Origin of the sequence: Vreelandella venusta, assembly GCF_007989605.1 — a bacterium.
Lineage (GTDB): Bacteria > Pseudomonadota > Gammaproteobacteria > Pseudomonadales > Halomonadaceae > Vreelandella > Vreelandella venusta.
The window spans coordinates 44752-65377 of sequence record NZ_BJUL01000018.1 but is presented as its reverse complement, the minus strand read 5'-3'; the positions used below and the strand labels follow the sequence as shown (position 1 = coordinate 65377).

20 protein-coding genes are annotated in these 20626 nt (G+C 51.7%); 14 read left to right on the top strand and 6 right to left on the bottom strand.

Annotated elements, in window-relative coordinates; translation table 11 throughout:
• A complete protein-coding gene (locus tag HVE01_RS16395) occupies nucleotides 1-852 on the bottom strand; it encodes a TatD family hydrolase (RefSeq protein WP_146945129.1) in 852 nt (283 codons plus the stop codon).
• Nucleotides 853-1121: 269 nt separating this feature from the next.
• On the opposite strand from HVE01_RS16395, the gene HVE01_RS16390 reads away from it, so the two are divergent.
• The 5 genes from HVE01_RS16390 (at nucleotide 1122) to HVE01_RS16370 (ending at nucleotide 8118) form a co-directional block, all read left to right on the top strand.
• Entirely contained in the window at nucleotides 1122-2354 is a 1233-nt protein-coding gene (locus tag HVE01_RS16390) for an ABC transporter substrate-binding protein (protein WP_125746917.1), read from the top strand.
• Nucleotides 2355-2395: 41 nt separating this feature from the next.
• Entirely contained in the window at nucleotides 2396-3952 is a 1557-nt protein-coding gene (locus HVE01_RS16385; RefSeq protein ID WP_146945128.1) for a fatty acyl-CoA synthetase, read from the top strand.
• 2 nt (nucleotides 3953-3954) lie between these two features.
• Nucleotides 3955-5097 (top strand): acyl-CoA dehydrogenase family protein, encoded by a 1143-nt coding sequence (locus HVE01_RS16380; protein ID WP_125746921.1) that lies wholly within the window; start codon nucleotides 3955-3957, stop codon nucleotides 5095-5097.
• A 128-nt stretch (nucleotides 5098-5225) separates the two neighbouring features.
• On the top strand, nucleotides 5226-6413 hold the full coding sequence (gene bktB, locus HVE01_RS16375; RefSeq protein WP_146945127.1) for a beta-ketothiolase BktB: 1188 nt from the start codon (nucleotides 5226-5228) through the stop codon (nucleotides 6411-6413).
• Between the two features lie 37 nt (nucleotides 6414-6450).
• Nucleotides 6451-8118, top strand: a complete 1668-nt coding sequence (locus HVE01_RS16370; protein WP_146945126.1) for a fatty acid--CoA ligase — start codon at nucleotides 6451-6453, stop codon at nucleotides 8116-8118.
• A 3-nt stretch (nucleotides 8119-8121) separates the two neighbouring features.
• Here the strand turns inward: HVE01_RS16370 and HVE01_RS16365 are convergent, their stop codons facing one another.
• Nucleotides 8122-9135 carry an AraC family transcriptional regulator gene (locus HVE01_RS16365; RefSeq protein ID WP_146945125.1) on the bottom strand — a complete coding sequence of 338 codons (1014 nt, stop codon included), beginning with the start codon at nucleotides 9133-9135 and terminating at the stop codon, nucleotides 8122-8124.
• A gap of 153 nt (nucleotides 9136-9288) precedes the next feature.
• On the opposite strand from HVE01_RS16365, the gene HVE01_RS16360 reads away from it, so the two are divergent.
• Complete coding sequence (locus HVE01_RS16360) at nucleotides 9289-11208, top strand: ATP-binding cassette domain-containing protein (RefSeq protein WP_146945124.1); 1920 nt, start codon at nucleotides 9289-9291, stop codon at nucleotides 11206-11208.
• A gap of 50 nt (nucleotides 11209-11258) precedes the next feature.
• Here HVE01_RS16360 and HVE01_RS16355 read toward each other — a convergent pair whose 3' ends face one another.
• Entirely contained in the window at nucleotides 11259-11711 is a 453-nt protein-coding gene (locus HVE01_RS16355) for a universal stress protein (protein ID WP_125746931.1), read from the bottom strand.
• Between the two features lie 180 nt (nucleotides 11712-11891).
• Here HVE01_RS16355 and HVE01_RS16350 point away from each other — a divergent pair, with 180 nt between their 5' ends.
• Entirely contained in the window at nucleotides 11892-12434 is a 543-nt protein-coding gene (locus HVE01_RS16350; protein WP_146945123.1) for a preprotein translocase subunit YajC, read from the top strand.
• Between the two features lie 8 nt (nucleotides 12435-12442).
• On the opposite strand, the gene slyA is transcribed toward HVE01_RS16350, so the two are convergent.
• Nucleotides 12443-12895, bottom strand: coding sequence for a transcriptional regulator SlyA (slyA, locus tag HVE01_RS16345; protein WP_125746935.1), 453 nt, complete (start codon nucleotides 12893-12895; stop codon nucleotides 12443-12445).
• Between the two features lie 71 nt (nucleotides 12896-12966).
• Entirely contained in the window at nucleotides 12967-14124 is a 1158-nt protein-coding gene (locus HVE01_RS16340; RefSeq protein WP_146945122.1) for a DUF5924 family protein, read from the bottom strand.
• Between the two features lie 271 nt (nucleotides 14125-14395).
• Here HVE01_RS16340 and fadB point away from each other — a divergent pair, with 271 nt between their 5' ends.
• Together fadB and fadA are read left to right on the top strand one after the other, a co-directional pair.
• Nucleotides 14396-16570 (top strand): fatty acid oxidation complex subunit alpha FadB, encoded by a 2175-nt coding sequence (gene fadB, locus HVE01_RS16335; protein WP_125746939.1) that lies wholly within the window; start codon nucleotides 14396-14398, stop codon nucleotides 16568-16570.
• Nucleotides 16571-16593: 23 nt separating this feature from the next.
• A complete protein-coding gene (gene fadA, locus HVE01_RS16330; protein WP_125746941.1) occupies nucleotides 16594-17772 on the top strand; it encodes an acetyl-CoA C-acyltransferase FadA in 1179 nt (392 codons plus the stop codon).
• A 60-nt stretch (nucleotides 17773-17832) separates the two neighbouring features.
• On the opposite strand, the gene HVE01_RS16325 is transcribed toward fadA, so the two are convergent.
• On the bottom strand, nucleotides 17833-18294 hold the full coding sequence (locus HVE01_RS16325) for a flavodoxin family protein (protein ID WP_146945121.1): 462 nt from the start codon (nucleotides 18292-18294) through the stop codon (nucleotides 17833-17835).
• An 81-nt stretch (nucleotides 18295-18375) separates the two neighbouring features.
• Here HVE01_RS16325 and HVE01_RS16320 point away from each other — a divergent pair, with 81 nt between their 5' ends.
• The 5 genes from HVE01_RS16320 (at nucleotide 18376) to HVE01_RS16305 (ending at nucleotide 20575) form a co-directional block, all read left to right on the top strand.
• Entirely contained in the window at nucleotides 18376-18750 is a 375-nt protein-coding gene (locus HVE01_RS16320) for a thiol-disulfide oxidoreductase DCC family protein (RefSeq protein WP_125746944.1), read from the top strand.
• A gap of 28 nt (nucleotides 18751-18778) precedes the next feature.
• Entirely contained in the window at nucleotides 18779-18970 is a 192-nt protein-coding gene (locus HVE01_RS20070; protein ID WP_244973788.1) for a hypothetical protein, read from the top strand.
• A gap of 8 nt (nucleotides 18971-18978) precedes the next feature.
• On the top strand, nucleotides 18979-19350 hold the full coding sequence (locus tag HVE01_RS16315) for a hypothetical protein (RefSeq protein WP_244973789.1): 372 nt from the start codon (nucleotides 18979-18981) through the stop codon (nucleotides 19348-19350).
• 149 nt (nucleotides 19351-19499) lie between these two features.
• Nucleotides 19500-19841, top strand: a complete 342-nt coding sequence (locus tag HVE01_RS16310) for a zinc ribbon domain-containing protein YjdM (RefSeq protein ID WP_146945120.1) — start codon at nucleotides 19500-19502, stop codon at nucleotides 19839-19841.
• A 275-nt stretch (nucleotides 19842-20116) separates the two neighbouring features.
• Nucleotides 20117-20575, top strand: coding sequence for an SUF system Fe-S cluster assembly regulator (locus HVE01_RS16305; RefSeq protein ID WP_083002775.1), 459 nt, complete (start codon nucleotides 20117-20119; stop codon nucleotides 20573-20575).
• The last annotated feature ends 51 nt before the right edge of the window (nucleotides 20576-20626 follow it).

Below are 20626 nucleotides of genomic sequence, written 5' to 3'. Positions count from 1 at the left end.
TTAAGCTTCCGTATCGAGGCGGAAAAAATGCTGGGCAGTGCGGGTTGTTGCGTTCCCCAGCTCGGTTTCGGTCACGTCATGCCATTGGGCAATCTCTCTTACAATCCATGGTAGCAAGGCTGGCTCGTGACGGCGTCCTTTTAGTTTGGCAGGAAGATTACGAGGCAGCAGGTAAGGACAGTCAGTCTCTACCATTAACCTGTCTAACGGAATATCTTTCACTATTGAGCGAAGGTGATGACCTCTGCGCTCATCACAAATCCAGCCAGTTAAACCAATATGAAGGTCTAAATCGAGATAGCCGTGCAACGTATCTCGATCAGCGGTGAAGCAGTGAATAACAGCTTGGCTGATGTCGTCTCGCCAGCTATGCAGCATTTCACGCATTCGTTGCCCTGCGTCGCGTTCGTGCAAAAATAGCGGTAAGCCACTTTCAGCAGCGAGCGCCAACTGAGCTTCAAACGCTAGCTCTTGCTCGTGAGGCGTTGAAAAATTGCGATTAAAGTCCAGTCCACACTCGCCCACGGCAACCACTTCAGGTTTTTGATGAAGCGTTTTTAACTGACGTGCCACGTCACTGCTCCACCCGCTAGCATCGTGTGGGTGAACCCCGGCAGTGGCATATATGCCTGGGGTCTGTTTAGCCAGTTCTACGGCTTGCTCGGCGTGTTCAATATCAGTACCCGTCACTATTAAGGTAGCTACATTGGCCGCTTTCGCCCGCGCAATGACATCCGCTAAATCACGCTGAAAACTTTCGTGAGTCAGGTTAGCGCCGATATCCACCAAGGGGGCATTAGAACGAAACTGCAGCGCCTCGGGTAAAAAGCTATCCACATCACTTGTCGCCAAGCGTCACACTCCCAGTGTCAGTTAAGTATTCGATGGCAGCTAGCAAGCGTTGACTATTTAGCCAGCTGAAAAACGTTATTGTAGCGCTGGAGAGTAACAACGACTAATGGTCTATCCCGAATGGATATCTTATTCGAATGGCACGAATTGCAAAAAAACTGGCTCGATAGGTAAACAGTAAAGCGGTTTTTACTTTTAACATGAGGATGAAGCATGAAATAAATCGGGCTTAAGGCTCTTTTAATAACAACAATAGATAGGTAAAAAGCATGCATCTATCACGTCATTGCGCTATTTCTGCGCTATCGGCTGCCGTCATTACAGCTAGCTATGCTCCCAGCGTGGCCGCCAATGAAGGTATTTCAGATAATGAAATCCGTATTGGTTATCTAGCTGATATGTCAGGTGTTTATCGTGATCCAATAGGCCCGTTAGGACAAGATGCCATTGAGATGGCAATTGAGGATATTGGTGGCAGTGTACATGGTGCCCAAATCGTCGTCTTTAGTGCCGATGATCGTAATAGCCCTGATGTTGGCTCAAGCGTAGTGCGCGAATGGATTGATGAACGCAATGTCGATATGGTCACTGGCCTAGTGGCTTCATCGGTTACATTAGCAGCCGTAGGCTTGCTAGAAGAGGCGGATAAACTTGGCTTAGTGAACGGTGCTGTTTCTTCCAGTGTCACTAACGAGCACTGCTCTCCCAACCATATTCACTGGGTTTACGATACCTGGGCGATGTCTAACGGTACGGCAAAGGCAATTACCCAAGAAGGCTATAAAAACTGGTATTTACTCAGTGCCGACTATTCGTTTGGTCATGCGCTTGAAGCAGATGTAGAGCGGGTGGTCACTGAGAATGGTGGAACGATAGTAGGTAGCGCACGACACCCCTTTCCGAACAGTGACTTTTCCTCTTTTATGCTGCAGGCCCAGGCATCGGGCGCTGATGTAATTGCCCTCAATAATGCTGGTGGTGACACCATTAATGCGGTGCAAACGGCAGGCGAATTTGGCATTACTCAAGCCGGACAGATTCTAGCTGGCATGGTGCTGTTCAGTACTGATATACGCAGCATTGGATTGGAGAGCGCTCAAGGGCTGCAGTTCACTAAAGCATGGTATTACGACCTAACTGATGAAACGCGTGCCTGGGCAGAGCGTTTTCGTGAGCGCACCGGCAGCATGCCGACCATGGTGCACGCAGGGCTCTATTCCAGCACCCGCCACTATTTAGAAGCCATTGAGGCAGCGGGAACAGACGACACGCAAACCGTGCGTCAGCAGATGGCCGATACCCCTATTAACGATATTTTTGCAACGAACGGCTACATTCGTGAAGACGGCCGTATGGTCCATGACATGTATCTCGTTGAAGTGAAAACACCGGAAGAGTCAGCCGATGAGGATGACCTTTTCAGAGTTGTGCGCACGATTCCCGCCGAGGAAGCATTCCGGCCACTTTCTGAAAGCATTTGCCCACTCGTCAGCAATTCGTAAAACGCTGAAGCCCTAACAACACATAACAATAAGGATTTGGCATGCAACAGACACCTTTAATTCACCGTAATACGATTGGCGCTGCGCTAAACCGCAGCGCTCGCAAATATTCTCAGCAGCTCGCATTAACGTTTGGTGAGCGAGTGTGGAGCTATCAGTCGCTTAACGATGCCGCTAACAGTGTAGCCAGTGGCTTGTTAGAGGCCGGTCTTTCTCCTGGGGATCGGTTGGCGGTATACGGTAAAAACTCAGATGCCTATGTTATTGCCTGGCTTGCTGCCACTAAGGCAGGCTTAGTACATGTGCCGATTAACTTTGCGCTAAGTAGTGATGAACTGCGCTATATCCTTGAGCAGTCTGGGGCGAAAGGATTGCTAAGCGATAGTTCGTTAGCTGACAAAGTGCAGCAGGCAGCCCAAGGGTTAGCATTAACGGTCAATGGAACACTGCATGCTGATCAACAAGGTAAACCGTTAGATCGGTTTGATGTCTTGGCTTATGCGCAAACCTCGCTATCAACAAGTGAGCCAACGGTCGCCGTAGAGGGAAGCAGTCTGGCGCAGCTGCTTTATACCTCTGGCACAACCGCAGCGCCTAAAGCGGCAATGATGACCCACCAAGCGCTGATGGCGGAATATATGGCCTGCATGGTGGAGTTGGATATTAAGGGGAGTGACGCCATGTTGGCCGCTCTTCCGCTTTACCACTCCGCACAAATGCATGTTTTTTTAATGCCGGCTTTACTCCTTGGCGCCCCCATTCATTTGCTTGAAGCACCGCTACCGGATAGCTGCTTGGCGGCGATTGCCGAAAAAAATGTCGTATCTTTTTTTGCGCCGCCCACTGTGTGGATCAGCTTACTGCGCCACCCAGACTTTGATCAGTTCGATTTAACGACACTCAAGAAAGCGTACTACGGCGCCTCGATCATGCCGGTGCCTGTGCTGGAAGAGATGCAGCAGCGTTTCTCTGGCGTTGGTTTATATAACTGCTATGGGCAGAGTGAAATTGCCCCCTTGGCAACGGTGTTACGTCCAGAAGAGCACACTGAGCGTCCTGCGTCGGCGGGGCGGCCGATACTTACAGTGGAAACGCGCATTGTGGATTTGGAAATGAACGACGTTGCCCCCGGTGAGCATGGCGAGATTGTCCATCGTTCGCCGCAGTTAATGACGGGCTACTGGGATAAGCCGGAGATGACCGCTGAGTCTTTCCAAGGTGGCTGGTTTCACTCTGGTGATGTGGGCTACTTCGATGAAGCAGGCTACTTATATGTCGTGGACCGGATTAAAGACGTTATCAATACGGGGGGCGTGCTGGTTGCCAGCCGTGAGGTGGAAGAGGCGCTGTTTAAGCACTCGGCCATTTCGGAAGTAGCGGTGGTAGGGCTGCCTGACGAAAAGTGGATTGAAGCGATAACCGCCGTCGTTGTGGTGAAAGAGGGGCAAGTGGTTAGCGAGGATGAGCTCATCCAACATGTTAAAAGCTTGATTGCCCCCTACAAAGTTCCTAAGCGTGTGGTGTTTGCAGAGGCTCTGCCAAAAAGCACCGCAGGTAAAATTCTTAAACGTCACCTGCGCAAAGACCTAAAGGAGTGAGCATGGACGAGCAAACACAAGCGCTGTTTCATGACATGATCAGCCGCTGCTTAGCTCAGGAAGTGGCGCCTTTCTATGACCAGTGGGAAGCGGATGGTGAAATACCACGCTCTTTATGGCTAGCGCTGGGTGCTGCTGGTCTATTGGGGATTGATCTTGACGAGACCTATGGCGGCTCAGGTGCCGATATTGCTATCACCCAACTAGTACTGGAGGAGATGTCTCGACAAGGATTTGGTGGGCTAGCCAGCGCTTATAATATTCACGCCAATATCGTGATGCCTTACCTGCAAAACTTAGCCACTGATGAACAGCGCGAAACCTGGCTACCCCGCATGGCCAGTGGGGAGTGGTTGGGGGCGATTGCCATGAGTGAGCCACACGCTGGCAGCGATCTGGCGGCGATGAAAACCCGCGCGACCAAAACAGCTGACGGGTGGACGCTTAACGGCAGCAAACTATTTATTACCAATGGCCAAGTGGCCGATCTCGTTATTGTCTGTGCAAAAACAGACCCCAGTGCAGGTGCAAAAGGGGTCTCGCTGTTTTTGGTCGATACGTCACTTGCCGGTTTTTCCCGTGGCAAGCCGATTAAGAAAATTGGCCAGCACGCCAGCGATACGGCAGAACTAGCATTTGACCAACTGCAACTGCCTAACAGTGCCTTATTAGGGGAAGAGGGCGCTGGGTTTCGCTACCTAATGCAAGAGTTGCCCCGGGAGCGCTTAGGCGTAGGCGCGCAAGCGCTTGGCGCGGTAGAGGGCGCGTTGGCATTAACGCTTGATTACGTTACCCAGCGCCACGCGTTTGGTCAGCGCGTGGCCGACTTTCAAAATACCCGCTTTACGCTGGCTGAGATCAAGGCACAGCTTGATGTCGCGCGAGCTTACTTCGATCAGTGCGTAAATAAGTACCGCCACGGCACGATGACCAGTACCGAGGCTGCAATACTCAAATTACAGCTTAGCGAGCTGCAGTGTCGTGCTGTTGATCGATGCCTTCAGCTGTTTGGTGGCTATGGTTACACCCACGAATATCCCATTTCACGCTTCTATTTAGACGCGCGGGTGCAAACTATTTACGCCGGTAGTTCTGAGATTATGAAAGAGGTGGTCGCACGCTCGCTGTTGGGCAAAGTGGCTTAAGTGCTTTTCTTAAGTACTTTTTTTAAGTGCTTTTCTTAAGTGCTTTTCTTAAGTGCTTTTCTTAAGTGCTTTGCTTAAGCCCTTTTCTTAAGTCCTTTTCCGCTGTGCGTCATTACTAAGGAGAGATTATGCAACTGGATAGCGTTGTTATTGTAAGCGGTGCTCGCACCGCTATTGGCGGGTTTGGTGGGTCACTTTCATCTTGCGCGCCCCATGAGTTAGGCACTATCACTGCTCAGGAAGCACTTCGCCGTGCGGGCCTTACTGGTGCCGACATCGATCACTCTGTGTATGGCCATATTATTACCACTGGCCCGGAGGATGCCTACCTTGCCCGTCATATCGCGTTGAGTGCGGGTGTGCCAAAAGAAGCCGGTGCCTTTAATGTTAACCGGTTATGTGGTTCCGGTGTGCAGGCCGTGATATCCGCCGCACAGCAAATCGCTCTGGGCGACAGCCGCTTAGCATTGGCAGGTGGGGCTGAGTCGATGTCGCGAGGTGCTTATCTATTGCCATCTCAAGCACGCAACGGCATACGCCTAGGCGATGCCAATATCCAGGACCTTACCCTCGGCATTCTTAGTGACCCATTTGGCAGCGGACATATGGGAATGACTGCTGAAAATATCGCCAAGCAGTATGGCTTTAGCCGCGAGCAGCTCGATCAGTTTGCGGTGGATAGCCATCGTAAGGCGGCAAAAGCCATTGCAGAAGGGCGTTTTGACGCACAAATCGTGCCTGTTGAGGTGACAAAAGGAAAACAGACGGTTTCCTTTGCCCGTGATGAGCATGTGCGAGAAGGCGTTGAGTTAAGCGATTTAGCACGGCTTAAACCGGCTTTTAAAAAAGAGGGAGTAGTTACGGCAGGCAATGCCTCTGGGATCAACGATGGCGCGGCGACCTTGGTGCTGGCGCATGCTGATGAAGCGCAACGGCGCAATTTAACGGTTAGGGCGCGGCTGCGTGTGGCAACCACCGCCGGTGTGGAACCTTCGGTAATGGGGTTAGGGCCAATCCCTGCGGTGAAACGCTGTCTCCAGCAGGCAGGGCTGACGATTAATGACATTGATGTGATTGAGTCCAATGAAGCGTTCGCGGCACAAGCGATGGCGGTTGCCGATACGCTGGGCTTCCCAGTGGAGAAACTAAACCCGAATGGCGGTGCAGTGGCGCTCGGCCACCCAGTCGGCGCGACCGGTGCCATCTTGATTCTAAAAGCCTTGCACGAATTGGAACGACGTCAGGGCCGCTATGCTTTGATCACGCTATGTATCGGCGGTGGGCAGGGCATTGCGCTGTTAATCGAGCGCGAATAACAAACGGTTTTCCAATCACAATCGACAGGTGTGTTTTATGTCTACGATAACGCCAAAAATACTTCCCTCTACGCCGTCTGCGACTAGCTCGCCGCTGTTAATTAGCGACTTACTTGAGTCCGGCGTTCGAATGGCGGGGAACAACCAGATTGTTTATCGAGACCAGAGCCGTCATGACTATCAACGTTTTCGTGAGCGGGTACACCAGCTTGCCCATACGCTAACAGCACAGGGCGTCCAGGCGGGGGATGTGGTGGCGGTGTTAGACTGGGATAGCCATCGCTATTTAGAGTGCTTTTTTGCCATTCCCATGATTGGTGCCGTGCTACACACCGTTAATGTACGTTTGGCGCCCGAGCAAATTCACTACACGATGGAGCACGCTGAAGACGTCTTTGTGCTGGTACATGAGGATTTTGTACCATTATTGGAGCCGCTGGCTGATCAACTACCTAATATACGCGGTTACCTACTTTGCCAAGAAGCGGCGAGTCAAGGAATACAAAACGCAGTCAGCACGTCGCTGCCATTAGTGGGTGAGTTTGAGGCGTTGTTAAGTGAGCAGCCAACTCATTATGAGTTCCCTATTTTTGATGAAAATGCAGTGGCTACGCTGTTCTACACCACGGGTACCACCGGCAATCCGAAAGGGGTGTTTTTTACCCACCGTCAATTAGTTCTGCACACACTAGGTGAAGCCAGTACCTTCCAAGCACCGGGTTTTGAGCTGCTCAACCGCGACAAGGTATACATGCCCATCACGCCGATGTTCCATGTGCATGCCTGGGGCGTGCCTTACACTGCCACGTTGATGGGAGCGACCCAGGTGTACCCTGGCCGCTATGAGCCGGAAATGTTGGTCAAACTGTTGGTGAACGAAAAGGTCGATTTCTCCCACTGCGTGCCAACGCTGTTAAATATGGTGGTTAGCGCTGACGCTATCGCATCGAAAAAAATTGATTTAACCGGCTGGAAGGTGCTCGTCGGCGGCAGTGCGCTAACCCAAGCCCTGGCTAGCCGTGCTTGGTCACTCGGCATTGATACACGAAGTGCCTACGGCATGTCAGAAACCTGCCCGCTGCTAACCGCTGATATTTTACCTCAGGATATTGCTGAGGCTGATTTTGAAACGCAGCTTCCCTGGCGGTGTAAAGCTGGTTTATCCGTGCCCCTAGTGAAATTACAGGTGGTTGATGCCAATGGAGAACCGTTACCCCATGATGGCGTCAGTGTCGGTGAAGTGCGTGCCCAGGCACCCTGGTTAACCCAGGCGTACTACAAAGAAGAGAAACGCAGTGAAGAGCTTTGGCGGGATGGATGGCTGCATACCGGTGATGTTGGCTCGATTGATAAGCATGGTTTCTTAGCCATTAGCGACCGTATTAAAGATGTCATCAAAACCGGTGGCGAGTGGCTCTCTTCACTTGAGCTGGAAAGCTATATCAGCCAGTGCCCTGGGGTCGCTGAGGTGGCGGTGATTGGCGTTGTGGATGATAAATGGGGGGAGCGTCCAGCAGCACTTGTGGTACCCAGCGATGTCAACAACCCGCCCACGGCAGAAGAAGTACAGGCGTTTATGGAGCAGTTCGTCGAGCAGGGCAGCATCAATCGCTGGGGTATTCCATCGCTGATTCGTTTCGTAGATGAAATTCCTAAAACCAGTGTGGGTAAGCTGGATAAAAAGCGCATTCGTACTGAGATATAAACGTTAGCGTTTTATGCCCGCCGTTTGCGCCTTGCGGTAAGCGGCGGGTGAATTCCCCGTCCACTGTTTAAACGCTCGGCTAAGACAAGCCAAGTCTTCAAATCCTAGTTTTTCTGCAATGGCTGTTAGTGGCTGTGTGCTGCGAGTGAGTGCTTGAATAGCATAGTCGCGACGGTATTCGTCTTTAACCGCCTGGAAATGGGTACCTTCAAGTTTCAGGTGCCTTGAGAGTGTCCGCACGGACATATGTAACGCGTCTGCCACATGCTGAACCGTACACGAGGTGGGTAAGTGACGGCTAAGATGTTCGCGAACGCGGTGCGTAATCAAACGATCTTCAAAAGAGACGTAGAACCAGTCGGCCGGTGCGCGTTGTAGAAATGCGCCAAGATGTTGTTTCGTTTGGCGTATGGGGTGGTTTAGAAACACCTTATCAAAGTAAACAGCTGTTTGCGGTTGATCAAATTTTAGCTTGCCGGGGTAGAAGTAGAGATAGTCAGCGCTATGAGCGGGCTGGGCGTAGCCGCACTCCATCAGGATAGGTGGAATTTTGCGTGCGATCATCCAGGAGGCGATACCGTGAAACAGTTTCAACATCAATTCATGGATCAATATACGGCTGCCATGCAGCGGTGCGCGTTCTTCAAGCGCCATGCGGGCAAACTCGCCTTCAATAGTAAAGTCGTAGCCGAAATCATCTAAGAGAATCCGGAAAAACTGCGTATAGCGATGAAGCGCAACATGCAGCGTAGGTGCATCTAGCAAGCTCAAGCACAGCAGCTTTAGTGTTCCACAGCGTAGCGGCCTGGAGAAAAAGCAGGGTGTTTCATCATCTAGCTCAAGGGCAAGGAGGCGGTAAAGCTCGGCAAACTGTTCAACAGTGACTCGTCCGTTTGGTGCGCTGAGTAGAAAAGGGGAAATTCCAGCAAGCTCCAGATAGCGGACAGGGGAGTGCTCAGTGGCGGGTAAGCCACACAACAGTTCGTTCACAAAGTGCATTGAGACGGTAACGGTCACGATGTCAGCCCTAAACGAGTAGCTTGACGCTACCTTGTTATTATCACGTGATGGTGGGACGTTAGCACGATGTGTCGTTTGGCTCTATAAGGGCTCTCCTTAACGCGAGCGCATGCGTTACACTGTGCGGCTCATGATGAAGGAGGACACTGCGTGACCTTGTTACGACTCGAACAGCTGCAACTCGCTTACGGCACCCAAGTACTGCTTAACCGCGCCGACCTAACGGTTGAAAAAGGCGAGCGGCTGGCGCTGGTCGGGCGCAACGGCACCGGTAAATCAACGCTATTAAAACTAGTCGCGGGCGATATTCATGCCGATGACGGTTCGATTTGGCGTGCGCCGGGCTTGAAGATCGGCGTATTGTCCCAGGAGCTACCTGAGTCCTCAGGTATGACGATTTTTGACATGGTTGCTCAGGGGCTGCCGGAAGCGGGGGAGCTGCTTTCTGAATACCAGCATTTAATCAATGATCCCGACCCCGACATGAGCCGCATGGCCAAGCTGCAAACTCGCATAGAGGCTATCGACGGCTGGTCTTTCCATCAGAACATTGACGTTGTACTCACCCGCTTAGGATTACCTCCTGAAGCTGAAATGAGTGCGCTTTCCGGTGGCTGGCGCCGCCGTGTTGCGTTGGCGCGCGCCTTGGTTTCCGAGCCAGATTTACTGCTTCTTGACGAGCCTACCAACCATCTCGACCTAGACACGATTGCTTGGTTGGAAGAGCAACTGCTAGCTTTCAACGGCGCGGTATTACTGATTACCCACGACCGTGCCTTTCTATCTAAGCTGGCCACCTCCATCCTTGAACTAGATCGCGGCAAGCTTGGCCGTTATCCCGGCAACTATGCCGAGTATCAAGAGCGTAAGCAGCACGAGCTAGAAGTCGAAGCGCGAGAAAACGCGCTTTTCGATAAAAAACTGGCCCAAGAAGAAGTCTGGATTCGTCAAGGCGTCAAAGCGCGGCGTACACGCAACGAGGGGCGTGTGCGGGAGCTTGAGCAGATGCGCTTGGAGCGTAGCCAGCGACGTGAGCGTCAGGGGACTGCCAATCTCACTGTCGACAGTGGCGAGCGTACCGGTAAGCGGGTAGTCGAGCTGAAAGGCGTAACACAGCGCTTTGGTAATGATGTCATTCTGCGTGACGTGAATCTTGAAGTGATGCGTGGCGACCGTATAGGTTTCCTTGGTCGCAACGGTGCAGGTAAAACAACGCTGCTGAAAATCTTGCTCGGCGAGCTTACTCCAACAGAAGGTAGCGTTCAGCTGGGGACCAATTTAAAGGTCGCTTACTTCGATCAGTTGCGTGCCGGTTTAGAGCTGGAAAAAACCGTCTACGACAACGTCGCCCAAGGCAGCGATCGGGTAACCGTTGGCGGAAAAGATCGCCACGTAATGAGCTACCTTCAGGACTTTCTATTCACACCTGACCGCGTTCGGCAGCCGGTAAAAGCCCTTTCCGGCGGCGAATCCAACCGCCTGTTGCTAGCCAAGTTGTTTACTCAGCCTGCCAACGTATTGGTGTTGGATGAGCCTACCAACGACCTGGATATGGAAACCCTGGAGTTGCTTGAAGAGCTGCTACTGGACTTTGATGGCACGCTGCTCCTGGTCTCCCACGACCGGACATTTATGGATAACGTCGTGACCAGCATGCTGGCCTTTGAGGGCGAGGGGGTTGTGCGTGAATACGTAGGTGGTTACACAGATTGGATTCGCCAAGGCGGCAAATTACCACCTGCTCCGTGGGAGGGCGCTGCCCGTCAGAACACCGAGCCGACCAGCGCTGTCATTGAAAAAGCGCCAGAGAAGCCGGTTGCCGAGCCTGTTAAAAAAACCGTTAAGCTGTCTTACAAAGTGCAGCGGGAGTTAGATGCGTTACCTGCGGAGATTGAGCGTCTTGAGGGTGAAGTAGAGGCATTAGAGCAAGAAATTGGCGACCCCGCTTTCTATCAGCAAGAAGCCAGTACTATCACTGCTAAGCTGCAAACGTTAGAGAACGTACAGCAAGCACTTGAAACGGCCATGGAGCGTTGGATGGAGCTTGAGGCGATGGCCAGCGGTGACTGATATGAGTATTGAATGAGTCAAGGCACCCAGTGGGTGCCTTTCTATACGAATTACTCGTCGCTCTCTTCACCTTTTTTGCCGACCCGAACGGCCAAAACGTCGCACTGTGCACCGTGCAGTACACCGGTAGACGTGGAACCTAGCAGCAGGGCAAAGCCATGGCGCCCATGCGAGCCAACAACGATTAGATCGACGTTGTGCTCTTCTGCAAAGCGATGAATTTCAGTGTCCGGCATGCCGACGACGACATGTTGGTCAGCGGGCTCGACGTGAGGAGCGGCAATTTCAGCCAGCCGCTTCTTCGCATGATCATCCAACTGGTCTTGAATGCTGGTGAGATCCATCGGAATGTCACCACCGTAAGCGAAGCCCAGTGGCTCAAGGGTGTGCATGATTGAAATCTTAGCGTCGTTGTTGCGAGCAGCAATCGCGACTGCGCGCTCTAAGATTTTATGGGAGTCCTTAGTTAAATCAACGGCTACTAAAATGTGGTGATAGCTCATGGCTTATCTCCTTCGTGATAATTAACAAAGAGAACGCGTTGTTAGATGACCTTTACTTTAGGCTTCAAGTGCCATCTTAACAACGATCTATGTCATGCTTTTTTAAGTTAATTCGCTAGTATGACCAATTTTTAACATCAATGCTGATGGCCAGTATTTGCGACGAGGGGAAGTGATTAGATGGAGTGGCTTATTGTTATTTTTATATCGCTGTTTGTTATCGCGCCGGTAATGTGGCTTAAGCCCAGCCCGCGGCAGAAGCGCCATATGGCGCTGCGTTTGAATGCCGCCAAGAAGCATGGGGTAGTGATCAAGATGGAGAAGCCCCCGTTGCACAACTTTCGAGGCACGATGCCCGCTTATCGGTGGTATTTTCCCCATCACGCGCCAGGGCCTGATTTTGTGTTAGTGCGTGAATCGAACGCAAGTGAAGCGCTGGAGCTTTATCATGCTGGGTGGCGTTGGCGCATTGCACCGTTACGGCCATTGCCTGAAATGGCAAGCGCTACTTTGAAAACCCTGCTAGAGCGCCTTCCACAAGATGCTTTGGTGGTTGAGTCGAACGCGACGGCGTTAACACTATGGTGGTGGGAGTCACAGACTGCGGAGCGTTTTGCTATCTATGGAGAAGATTTTCAGACGCTAAGAAAGGCGCTTAGCGGATTGTCAGACCGCCCTGCTGCAAAGCCGCTAAACGGGGCTGGCGAAACAGCAGGGCAGTAATACATGTCTTACGCCGTGGGACTGTCTTGGTCTCTTAACTGGATCGCCATACCATTGGCTTCTATTAGCGCTAGCCACTTGTCTAATTGATCTAGATCGCTCTCACTGAGGCCAGCCAGCATCTCTTTGCGTGCCTCTTGGACGACACTGTCGATTTGTTCAAGTAGCGGCATTGCCGCTGGCGTCAGATAGAGTCGTTTGCTGCGCCGATCATTATCGCAGGCTCGCCGCTCAACCAGTCCCTGCTCCTCAAGTTGTCCGAGGGTTCTAACTAATGAGGGCGCTTCTACGCCAATCACCCTTGCTAGATCACACTGAGGGTTGCCTTCACCTAACTTCCATAAATGGTAAAGCGTCACCCAGCGTGTTTGTGTTAACCCCAAGGGCGCCAGCCTTCGATCAAGAATAGAGCGCCACAAGTGGGGCAGACGTGCAATGCGAAAACCAATTGTTGAAGCCATAGTAAACAGCTACCGAAAAATGTAAGTAGGCGAATTGTCATAAGCTGCGCCGCTGAATGCAAGGCGTTATGTTATTCGTCCGTTGGCCGATCGTTGTCAGAATTGGTATTTCCGGGGATAAAACGCCGCAAATTTAGCGCACTCAAGCCGCTAGGTTGGATTTTGCTATCCGCTATCGTGGCTTTTTCCAAATCTTCCGAAACAGTAAACCGGATCAGTCCCAGCCGTTGTCCGCTAGCGGTCATAATGTCGATACGCCACTCTCCCGACGGTGCTTCTGGGAAATTTTGCTTATGGCTCCAAGCCCGATAGCCCTGTTCCCGTCCACCGTTGATAGCAAGTTCTACTTCATCTAACAATTCGCCGTTGTGGTGCCATGCATGATGAATCGTCTCACTTAATCCACGCGGCGCTCGAATGGCGGTGTAAACGTAAAGGCCTTTAGAGCGAATTGCGTCTGGCGTAAGCGCCATTGTTCCCTGCGGTTCGCGGCTCTGAATATCTAGCGCTGGAGAAAGTGCGCTGTTTGTCATCCATAAGCTGGCGGGAGGCACCCATATTTTGCCGAGCCAAGCCATATAGGCTAATGCGATAGTGAGCACAAAGAGCCCACACCAGCGCGTTAACGAACGTTTTTTAAGTAAGTGCCAAAAACTGGGCAGTGCTACCAAGATGGTGATCACTAGCGCAAGGATTAAGCTTTGGCCAGTCGTCAGCTGCAGCATGATCGGCAGAATAACCAGTACCACTAAAAAAACACATTGGGCATGAAAGATAAAATAGAGGCTTCGCCAACGCCCTGCGAGCTTGTAATAGAGCGGATCTATGATCGACAGTATTGCCATTGCGATCACTAGCAGCGCAAACAGTGTCTGTCCGCTATTCCACACGGTTGTAACCAGGATAAACGGCAACGTAAAGAAAAGTGTTTCCTGGTGAATCATTTGGGCGATAAAGGTAGTAACGCCGCGGGGTAAGGTGGGGTGGCCGCGCTTAGCAAGCCAGCGCCCGATGAGACTCTCGGAAAGCAGTAGCAGCCAGGCAAAAAGAAGCCCCAGCGCTAATACCACTCCTAGCCACTGTTGGCGGTCCACCAGAAAGAAACTACCCAGCCCAGCGCCAAACGCGATGGGTGGCCACAGCCAGCTCCAGGGTTTTAAGCGTTCGACGGTGCGTTCAACCCGTGTTTGTAGTGCCGCTATACGGGCGGGAGTAAAGAAACTACCCATGGCGTTGTTGGCTCATAAATGAAAACTGCATGATCGTTGGATTCGTTGGCAAAGTCGATGCGTTCCCTATTGTGTCTATTAAAAGCGCAAAAAATGTGCGCCTGCTGTAAGTTGATTTGTGTAAGTGCACTTGAGAGATAAGCGCATTAGCCAAAAGTCAGGGCTTGACGTTCCTCATTATCTCAACCAAGCTTACGCAATCAAACGACCGTATGAAATGCGTGGCAGGTCCGATTAATGGTGCCAGCCCGAACTTGTGGAGAGAGCGCGGATGATCTATCAAGGCAATGCCATCACGGTGGAGCGTCGTGACACCCAAGGTGGCAATGACATCGCTAAGCTCACTTTCGATCTGAAAGATGAGTCCGTTAATAAGCTGTCTAGCGCTGTTGTGGCAGAGCTGGGTGAGGCAGTTAAAGCGCTTCAAGCTGAAAGCGGCCTGCAGGGGCTGATGATTAGCAGTGGCAAAGATGCGTTTATTGTCGGCGCTGACATCACCGAATTTCACAGCCTTTTTGATAAAGGCGAAGAGTATCTCGTCGAGATGAACCTTAAGGTTCACGACATCTTCAATGCGATTGAAGACCTGCCTTTTCCAACCGTGACGGCCATTAATGGCTTGGCTCTTGGCGGCGGCTGCGAAGTACTGTTGACGACTGACTTCCGAGTAATGAGTGAGAAAGCCAAAATTGGCTTGCCCGAAACCAAGCTAGGCATTCTGCCCGGTTGGGGGGGATGTGTACGTTTACCCCGCCTGATTGGTGCGGATAACGCTATTGAGTGGATTGCTGGCGGTACTGAAAACCGTGCTAACGCAGCGCTTAAAGTTGGCGCGGTCGACGCTGTCGTTACTCACGAGCTACTTGAAGAAGCCGCGCTGGACATTCTGGATCGTGCCAATGCCGGTGATTTAGATTACCAGGCGCGCCGTGAAGAGAAGAAAGCTCCGCTGAATCTTAATGCCATTGAGCAAATGATGGCGTTTGAAACTGCCAAAGGGTATGTCGCTGGCAAGGCTGGCCCTCACTATCCCGCGCCAGTAGCGTCGATTAAAGTGATTCAGAAAGGCGCTGGCGAGACCCGTGCCCGCGCCCAGGCGATTGAAGCAAAAGCGTTTGCCAAGCTAGCACTCAGTAGCGTTGCCTTTAACTTGGTTGGCTTGTTCCTTAACGATCAAGTTGTGAAGAAAAAAGGTAGCAAATACGAGAAGCAGTCGCAGCCAGTTAAGCAGACCGCTGTGCTGGGTGCTGGCATTATGGGCGGTGGTATCGCCTATCAGAGCGCCAGCAAAGGCACGCCCATCATAATGAAAGATATTAATGATGAGGCGATTGAGCTGGGTCTGAAAGAGGCGCGTAAGCTATTTGCTAAGCAGGTAGAGCGTAAAAAGCTGACGACTGAGCAGATGGCTGAAAAGCTGACCAACATTCGCCCCACGCTTTCTTACGGTGATTTCGGCAATGTTGATCTAGTGGTTGAAGCTGTGGTTGAAAATCCCAAGGTCAAGGACGCCGTGTTGACCGAAGTGGAAGGCATGGTGAGCGAAAACACCATCCTGACTTCTAACACCTCGACGATTTCTATCAATCGCCTGGCCAAAAACCTTAAGCGTCCAGAAAACTTCTGCGGCATGCACTTTTTTAACCCTGTGCACCGTATGCCGCTGGTGGAAGTTATTCGTGGCGAGAAGACGTCAGATGCGGCGGTGGCCGCAACAGTTGCCTACGCTCGTGCAATGGGCAAAACCCCGATTGTTGTGAATGACTGCCCCGGCTTTTTGGTCAACCGCGTACTGTTCCCATATTTCGGTGGCTTTAGCTTCCTGGTAGAGCAGGGCGCTGATTTCCAACGCGTTGACAAAGTGATGGAAAAATTTGGCTGGCCCATGGGCCCTGCTTATCTGCTGGACGTAGTAGGGCTTGATACGGCGGTACACGCTAACGAAGTGATGGCAGAAGGTTTCCCTGATCGCATGGCGCGTGACGGCAAAACCGCAATTCAGGTGATGTACGACAATAAGCGTCTGGGCCAGAAGAACGACAAAGGCTTCTATGCCTATGAAGAAGATAAGAAAGGCAAACCTAAGAAAGTGACCGACGAACAAGCCTACGCGCTGGTGAAAGACGTCGTGAAAGAGCAGAAAGAGTTTTCTGATGAAGACATTATTGCTCGCATGATGGTACCGCTGTGTCTGGAAACTGTTCGTTGCCTTGAAGATGGCATCGTGGAAACTCCCGCTGAAGCCGATATGGCATTAATCTACGGCATCGGTTTCCCTCCCTTCCGCGGTGGCGCACTGCGCTACATTGACGCGATGGGTGTTGCCGAATTCGTCAAGCTGGCCGAAAACCTTGCAGAAGAGTTAGGCCCGCTTTACGCGCCCACTGAGAAGCTGCGTCAGATGGCGCAAAATAACCAGCAATTTTATGCTGGCTCTCAGGCCTAACCACCACGCAAAGGAGATATAAGATGAGTTTGAATCCAAGAGATATCGTGGTGGTTGACGGTGTACGTACCGCCATGGCGAAAGCTAAAAATGGTGCATTCCGCAATGTGCGCGCCGAGAATCTGTCAGCAGCCGTCATGCAGGCACTGTTTGATCGTAACGCCAATTTAGACCCGTCCGAAGTGGACGATGTGATCTGGGGCTGTGTTAACCAGACGCTTGAGCAATCCATGAATATTGCGCGTAATGCGGCAATCATGACCGGTATTCCGCGCTCGGTGCCTGCGCAAACGGTTAACCGTCTGTGTGGCTCCTCGATGACGGCACTGCATATTGCGGCGGCCAATATTAAAGCAGGCATGGGCGACTTTTACGTGATCGGTGGCGTAGAGCACATGGAGCACGTGCCCATGGCTCACGGTGTTGATGTGAACCCCGCTGCCAGTAAATACGCCGCAAAAGCCGCCATGATGATGGGGTTGACCGCTGAGTTGTTGGGCAAAATGCACGGTATTTCTCGTGAAGACCAGGATAAGTTTGGCGTGCGTTCTCACCAGCGTGCCCAGGCCGCCATGGAAAAAGGCTACTTCGATAACGAAATCATTGGTGTTGAAGGTCACGACCAGCGCGGTTTTAAAATTCTGGTCAAGAACGATGAAGTGATTCGACCTGAGGCGAGTATCGAGTCAATGGCTAGCCTCAAGCCGGTATTTGATCCTCGCAATGGTACCGTTACTGCAGGCACGTCATCTGCACTGTCGGTAGGGGCTTCGGCAATGGCTGTTATGAGCTACGAGCGCGCTCAGGCGCTGGGGCTTGAGCCGATTGCAAAAGTGCTTTCAACCGGTGTTGCAGGCTGTGATGCCTCTATCATGGGTTACGGCCCAGTGCCTGCGTCTAAAAAAGCGCTGAAAGCCGCTGGCTTGTCGGCAGCCGATATTCAAACGGTTGAGCTTAACGAAGCGTTCGCTGCACAAGGTCTGCCCGTGTTGAAAGATCTAGGCTTCCTGGATGCCATGGATGAAAAAGTAAACCTCAATGGTGGTGCCATCGCACTAGGCCACCCGCTAGGCTGCTCGGGTTCGCGTATCTGTACGACGCTACTTAACGTTATGCAGCAGCGTGATACTACCCTCGGCCTTGCCACTATGTGTATCGGCATGGGGCAAGGGGTTGCGACCGTGTTTGAACGACTCAAATAAACACAGCGTTTACCCACACAACGGCACCCATGCGGTGCCGTTTTTGCGTTTATAGCGGCCTTAAAATAAACCGTTATCCAGTCCCGCTGCCATGTAGAGGCCTAGTTCTTCGACTTGGTCGGCAAAAGTGTCCTGCCATTGACCACGTAACGTGAGTGGTTCCTGAACCCAACGCCAACGTAGCCCTGTCACAATGCTTTCGACTGCCCGCCGGGTGCCGGTGCCGTCGTGCCCTGCGCGAATATAGAGTGCGCATGGAAGCCCTTGTTTCTCTTCCAATATGCTGTAGTAACTGCGATCAAAAAAATCCTTAAGTGCACCGCTCATGTAGCCCAGGTTTTCTGTTGTGCCCAGCAAAATGCCATCGCAGGCGCGAATATCATCAGGGCCAGCCTCGAAAGGCGTTTTTACTATGCAGGCCACCTGCTCAACAACGTTTTGGCTTGCGCCCCGCTGGGCGGCATCACGCAGAGTGCGTGTATTAACGGATGGCGCATGGGCAACGATCAATAGCTGTTTCATTGGAGTGCCCCCGTGAACTGGAAATTTGCGTAGTAAGCGCAAAGTGTCACACTGCTAAGTATGACCACGATGAGAGCCTATATGCCTGACAATGACTCTATCAATGTTTTCTACGATGCCGTTTGCCCTACTTGTCGGAAGGATCGACGTCTGTTTGAAAGTTGGGCAGGTAAGCATGGTAACGGGATTAGCTGGTGTGATGTGACTGAGCATCAGCAGCAATTGCGTGACAAAGGAGTCGCACCAGATGCTGCTTTACGCTCGCTGCATATCGAAAAAGCTGATGGCACGCTTATCGAAGGTATTGATGCCTACCGTTTGCTGATGATGCGTATTCCTCTGCTTGTGCCAATCGCATGGCTTATTGGTCTGCCAGGGATCAAAACAGCGTTACGCTGGTATTATGATCGCTGGGTGAGAAAACGCCTAAAGCAGGAAGGGCGTTGGTATGAATAAGTATGGATATTGATATAGGGAATGTGTCATGAAGCAGTGTCCTCTATGGTTAGTGCCAGCCTTTGCAGTGTTTACTATGTTAGCGGGATGCGCTGGGCAGCCAGCTTCCTCTCAGGCACCGGATGCCGTGGCACAGAAGGTGTCGCCTGACGTGGCGCAGGTATCTTCAGGAGCGGCGCAGCCAGGCTACGTAACTAACCGACAGGTAACCGACAGGTAACCGACTGGGTGCCGCCGCTGTTAACCAGCCCTGAAGAGAAGGCGGCCTACTATGTCAGCCGGTTGGCAGATAGGCGCTTTGTCTCGCAGTACGGCGGACAAGACAATCCCCGAACTTGGTATATCGCGGCAGAGCGGTTGGGCGAAATTGGCTTGCCCGCCGTACCTTTGCTGTTTGCACGTCTCAATACAGCCGATGACTATGAGTTGATGTTAGCCCTATATGCGCTTCAGCTTGCCACCCAAGATCCGCTATTAATGGCAAGAACTCGAGGTGACTATATACAGTTACCCACCGTGTTAGATGTGACGGCAAATGCTGAAAATGTGCGCATCGCACGTCACTGGTGGCAGCAGCATTCGGCACAGCTAGGTGGGTAATAACGCTGTATTGATAGCACAAGTTAACGTGCCCAACTGGAGTATTGTGCTCAAGCCGTGTAGGCTCCATCGCTTTCTAAGTTCTGTGTCTGACTAAGTTCTGTGTGTGACTAAGTCCTGTGTATTAGCCTGATGCGTTGGAGCCTATCATGAGTGATCTACCCAATTGTCCTGCCTGTGCCTCTGAATTTACCTACGATGATGGTATTCAGTATGTCTGCCCGGAATGCGGCAACGAATGGTCAAAAGTAGCAGAAGAGGGCACTGAAGCAGCTGGCTCGGGTATTCGTGATGCTAACGGCAATATGCTGGCAGATGGTGACAGCGTTACTGTTATAAAAGACCTCAAGGTCAAAGGCAGTTCGCTGGTGGTTAAGGTAGGCACTAAAGTTAAAAATATCCGTTTAGTCGATGGTGATCACGATATTGATTGTAAAGTCGATGGTATTGGGCCCATGAAGCTTAAGTCCGAGTTCGTCAAAAAAGCATAGTGCTCAAAGGCAGTGGCTCAAAGGTATAGCACCCTCACCACCAAGTAGTGTTCTGTTAAAAGCCTGCGAAATCATCGCAGGTTTTTTTGTTTGGCCCATCGATAGTTTTTTCAAATGATAATGATTGTTGTTTTTGATGCTATCAGAGCCGAACGTGCTGTTATTTTGCACAAATTGATAACGATTTTGCTCTAGGGCTTCACATCAAATTTATACAGGACTAAAATGGTACCCATTAACGGGTAAGCCAACTGTAACTGCGAATAGGAGTCAACATGCTCAAGCTTTCTCGGCTGACAGACTATGCCGCTGTCGTGATGGCGCAAATTGCTCGCCATCCACAGGCGTCGCATGCGGCGGCTGATTTAGCAGATGCAGTACAGTTACCTCATCCAACTGTTAGTAAGACGCTCAAGATGTTGGTGAAAGCCGGTCTTCTGGAGTCACAGCGCGGTGTCCAGGGTGGTTATCGACTGGCGCGACCAGCGTCGCATATTACGGCTGCCGATATTATTGCTGCAATTGAAGGGCCGGTGGCAATGACCGAGTGTAGCCAAGCGGAGGGTGAGTGCGATCTGGCTGCTACCTGCGGTGTCGCTGATAACTGGCAGCGAGTCTCACTGGCGATTCGTACGTTACTGGAAAGCGTTACGCTGGCGCACCTAGCCGATACGACGCCAATCAAGCTACCCGTACAGTTACCGATTCAAAGCATTAGCCTGGCATCTGCTTAGGCAGTGCAACATAGACTAACTCTATTGACGGCGAGCTAGGCTCGCCACCCA

Excerpts from the sequence above, each read along its gene's own strand:
- HVE01_RS16385 (WP_146945128.1), top strand. The coding sequence starts at position 2,396 with ATGCAACAGACACCTTTAATTCACCGTAATACGATTGGCGCTGCGCTA.
- HVE01_RS16370 (WP_146945126.1), top strand. The coding sequence starts at position 6,451 with ATGTCTACGATAACGCCAAAAATACTTCCCTCTACGCCGTCTGCGACT.
- HVE01_RS16305 (WP_083002775.1), top strand. The coding sequence starts at position 20,117 with ATGCTCAAGCTTTCTCGGCTGACAGACTATGCCGCTGTCGTGATGGCG.
- fadB (WP_125746939.1), top strand. The coding sequence starts at position 14,396 with ATGATCTATCAAGGCAATGCCATCACGGTGGAGCGTCGTGACACCCAA.
- fadA (WP_125746941.1), top strand. The coding sequence starts at position 16,594 with ATGAGTTTGAATCCAAGAGATATCGTGGTGGTTGACGGTGTACGTACC.
- HVE01_RS16355 (WP_125746931.1), bottom strand. The coding sequence starts at position 11,711 with ATGAGCTATCACCACATTTTAGTAGCCGTTGATTTAACTAAGGACTCC.
- bktB (WP_146945127.1), top strand. The coding sequence starts at position 5,226 with ATGCAACTGGATAGCGTTGTTATTGTAAGCGGTGCTCGCACCGCTATT.
- HVE01_RS16390 (WP_125746917.1), top strand. The coding sequence starts at position 1,122 with ATGCATCTATCACGTCATTGCGCTATTTCTGCGCTATCGGCTGCCGTC.
- HVE01_RS20070 (WP_244973788.1), top strand. The coding sequence starts at position 18,779 with ATGAAGCAGTGTCCTCTATGGTTAGTGCCAGCCTTTGCAGTGTTTACT.
- HVE01_RS16340 (WP_146945122.1), bottom strand. The coding sequence starts at position 14,124 with ATGGGTAGTTTCTTTACTCCCGCCCGTATAGCGGCACTACAAACACGG.
- HVE01_RS16325 (WP_146945121.1), bottom strand. The coding sequence starts at position 18,294 with ATGAAACAGCTATTGATCGTTGCCCATGCGCCATCCGTTAATACACGC.
- slyA (WP_125746935.1), bottom strand. The coding sequence starts at position 12,895 with ATGGCTTCAACAATTGGTTTTCGCATTGCACGTCTGCCCCACTTGTGG.
- HVE01_RS16310 (WP_146945120.1), top strand. The coding sequence starts at position 19,500 with ATGAGTGATCTACCCAATTGTCCTGCCTGTGCCTCTGAATTTACCTAC.
- HVE01_RS16320 (WP_125746944.1), top strand. The coding sequence starts at position 18,376 with ATGCCTGACAATGACTCTATCAATGTTTTCTACGATGCCGTTTGCCCT.
- HVE01_RS16350 (WP_146945123.1), top strand. The coding sequence starts at position 11,892 with ATGGAGTGGCTTATTGTTATTTTTATATCGCTGTTTGTTATCGCGCCG.
- HVE01_RS16380 (WP_125746921.1), top strand. The coding sequence starts at position 3,955 with ATGGACGAGCAAACACAAGCGCTGTTTCATGACATGATCAGCCGCTGC.